At 71.1% G+C, this 2,020-nt stretch carries 2 protein-coding genes and 1 tRNA gene; 1 reads left to right on the top strand and 2 read right to left on the bottom strand.

Annotated features, from left to right (window positions below):
* Together WEB03_RS12520 and WEB03_RS12515 are read right to left on the bottom strand one after the other, a co-directional pair.
* Positions 1–1,064: MMPL family transporter (locus WEB03_RS12520; protein WP_368071286.1), on the bottom strand; the 1,064-nt coding region annotated here is incomplete at its 3' end.
* Positions 1,061–1,759 carry a TetR/AcrR family transcriptional regulator gene (locus WEB03_RS12515; protein ID WP_368071285.1) on the bottom strand — a complete coding sequence of 233 codons (699 nt, stop codon included), beginning with the start codon at positions 1,757–1,759 and terminating at the stop codon, positions 1,061–1,063. The genes WEB03_RS12520 and WEB03_RS12515, both read right to left, overlap by 4 nt.
* Positions 1,760–1,940: 181 nt before the next feature.
* Between WEB03_RS12515 and WEB03_RS12510 the strand changes: the two genes are divergently transcribed.
* Positions 1,941–2,015 (top strand) — tRNA-His (locus tag WEB03_RS12510).
* Positions 2,016–2,020: the final 5 nt, after the last annotated feature.

The following is a 2,020-nucleotide window of genomic DNA, read 5'->3' as shown; positions in this document are numbered from 1 at the left end:
AGGAACCCGATCATGGTCGTCAGGGTCGCCAGCACGAGCGCGCCGCCGACGCTGAACACCGCACCGGACGCGGCCTGCGCCGGGGTCCGCCCCTTGCCGAGCTCCTCGCGGTAGCGCGTGGTCAGGTGGATGGCGTAGTCGATCGCCAACCCGATCAGCAGCACCGGGATGATGATCGAGATCTGGGTCATCGGACCGGTGATGCCGAGGTAGTCGGGCCCGACCAGGACCGCGATGCCGTAGGTCCACACGATCGTGACGACCAGTCCGACGAGCCCGAGCAGGACGTCGCTGACACGGCGGTAGGTGACGAAGAGGATCGCGATGATCAGCAGGAACGCGAGCCCGAGCAGGACGGGCATCTCCTGCTCCATGTCCGCCATCAGGTCGTCGGAGAGGATGTTCTCGCTGAACGGACTGACGGTGAACGGCCCGAGGTCAGCCGCCTCGACGGCGTCACGGAACGCGAGCTCGCCCGCTGCCTGGTCGGCCACCTCGACGTCGCCAGCCAGCCGCACGATCACCAGTCCAGCCCGCGCGGATCCGGCCTCGGCGTCGAGGTCCCGTGACAGCAGCGCTCCGGCCTGGGGGCCGACCTGGGGGTCGCCGAGCATCCCCACGGCGATCGCGTCCAGCGCATCGTCGTCGACGGTGCCGGGATCGACGCCCTGTTCGTCGAGCGCCGCCTGGAACGGTGCCGCGTAGGAGATGACCGCGGGCGCCTGCGGGGTGCCGGGCGCGAGGATGTCGGTGAGCTCCGGTGTCCGCTCGACCACGCGGCCGAGCTCGGCGGCGGTCGCCAGCCCCTCGGCGCTGAGGACGTCACCACCCTCCCCCGCGTCGACGATCACCTGGACCGCTGCCGATGCGGTGCCGAACTCCTCGGAGATGCGCTCGCTGGCGGCGGCGAGCTCGGACTCCGCCGCGAAGGCGGCCAGGTCGGTGTCGGTGCTCTGCTGGGTCGCGAGAGCTCCGAAGACGACGGTCAGCACCAGGATCACCACGAGCGAGACGCCGGGGCGTCGCTCGACGGTGCCGGCGATCCGGCGCAGGAGAGCGTTCACGGGTGGTCCTCAGGGGTGGTGACGTCGAGAGACGTCCGAGCGGGCGATCGACCGTGCGCGCGGTTCAGATCCGCGCTTCGACACGGGTGGGAGCTGTCGTGGAACCCGGCGGAGAAGACCCCGAGCGCCTCGTCGATCACGGCCTCGAGCGGGGTGTCGATGGAGGCGTCGGTCGGGGTGTCGATCCAGTGATCGATGGCGACCCGCACCGCAGCCCCGACCGCGGCCACGAGCAGGCGCGGGTGCAGGTCGCCCGGGGCGTGGCCTGCACGCCGGGCGACCTCGGCGGCCAGCAGGCGCTCCATCTCGAGCCAGTTGGCGACCTGTTGCTGCGCGAGTGCGGGGCTGTCGCTGACCAGACGCGCCTGCTCGACGAGCTCGCGGCGCACCGTCGGTTCGCCGGCGACGAGCTCGACGACGGCGGCGCGCAGCGCGTCCCAGATCGGTTCGCCGACCGGTCGGGCCGCGAGCAGCTCCACGAGCCGTTCGGCACGCTCGGTCCCGCCGACGATCGCCTCCTCCTTGCTGGAGAAGTAGTTGAAGAACGTCCGCGGGGAGACGTTCGCGCTGGCCGCGATGTCAGGGACGGTGACCGCGTCGATGCCGCGCTCGGCGCACAGCTCGAAGGCGGCGCGGCTGAGCGCCGCCTTCGTCTCGCGCTTCTTGCGCTCGCGCAACCCGAGGTCGTGATCCATGTCCCGACGGTACGACCCGAGCTGCACGACGTGCAAGTTTGCGCGCGTCGCAACTCGTCAGCGGCCGGACGGTCGCCGATCAGGACCGACCGCGACGAGCGCCCGCGAACTCGCGGCGCTTTGACCCCCCCTCCACCGGGCCGTACCCTCCGCCGCCGTGCCGTTCGCGGCACGCACCTCGGTGGGTGTAGCTCAGCTTGGTTAGAGCGCTTGGTTGTGATCCAAGAGGCCGGGGGTTCAAGTCCCCTCATCCACCCTGCG

It is taken from the genome of Nitriliruptor sp. (assembly GCF_040882075.1).
GTDB lineage: Bacteria > Actinomycetota > Nitriliruptoria > Nitriliruptorales > Nitriliruptoraceae > Nitriliruptor.
The sequence above is the reverse complement of the archived record's forward strand: the minus strand, read 5'-3'. Positions and strand labels throughout refer to the sequence as shown.

Bases quoted from the DNA above. Each gene is read 5' to 3' on its own strand.
- WEB03_RS12515 (WP_368071285.1), bottom strand. From the start codon at position 1,759: ATGGATCACGACCTCGGGTTGCGCGAGCGCAAGAAGCGCGAGACGAAG.